Source organism: Flavobacterium sp. GW821-FHT12A05 (assembly GCF_058807735.1).
Genome location: NZ_JBXAQY010000017.1, coordinates 1 through 826, shown reverse-complemented (window position 1 = coordinate 826; position 826 = coordinate 1). Strand labels below are relative to the sequence as shown.

The 826-nt window shown below is 49.2% G+C and carries 1 rRNA gene; it reads right to left on the bottom strand.

Annotation, left to right across the window (positions count from 1 at the left end):
- A 23S ribosomal RNA gene (locus AC1RRQ_RS23265) occupies positions 1-826 on the bottom strand; the annotation flags it as partial.

Genomic DNA, 826 nt, shown 5'->3' with positions numbered 1-826 from the left:
AAATCCATAGCTTCGGTAATATGTTTATGCCCGATTATTATCCATGCTCGTCCGCTCGACTAGTGAGCTGTTACGCACTCTTTAAATGAATGGCTGCTTCCAAGCCAACATCCTAGCTGTCTGGGCAGACAAACCTCGTTCTTTCAACTTAACATATATTTGGGGACCTTAGCTGATGGTCTGGGTTCTTTCCCTCTCGGACTTGGACCTTAGCACCCAAGCCCTCACTGCTGGGAAACATTATATAGCATTCGGAGTTTGTCAGGAATTGGTAGGCGGTGAAGCCCCCGCATCCAATCAGTAGCTCTACCTCTATATAACTATCGCCAGCGCTGCACCTAAATGCATTTCGGGGAGTACGAGCTATTTCCGAGTTTGATTGGCCTTTCACCCCTACCCACAGGTCATCCGAAGACTTTTCAACGTCAACCGGTTCGGTCCTCCACTGTGTGTTACCACAGCTTCAACCTGCCCATGGGTAGATCACACGGTTTCGCGTCTAACACTACTGACTAAAGCGCCCTATTCAGACTCGCTTTCGCTGCGGATCCGTGACTTAATCACTTAACCTTGCCAGCAACGTTAACTCGTAGGCTCATTATGCAAAAGGCACGCCGTCACCCCACGAAAGGGCTCCGACCGCTTGTAAGCGTATGGTTTCAGGATCTATTTCACTCCGTTATTCACGGTTCTTTTCACCTTTCCCTCACGGTACTGGTTCACTATCGGTCTCTCAGGAGTATTTAGCCTTAGCGGATGGTCCCGCCAAATTCAGACAGGGTTTCACGTGCCCCGCCCTACTCAGGATACCACTATCTATTATACT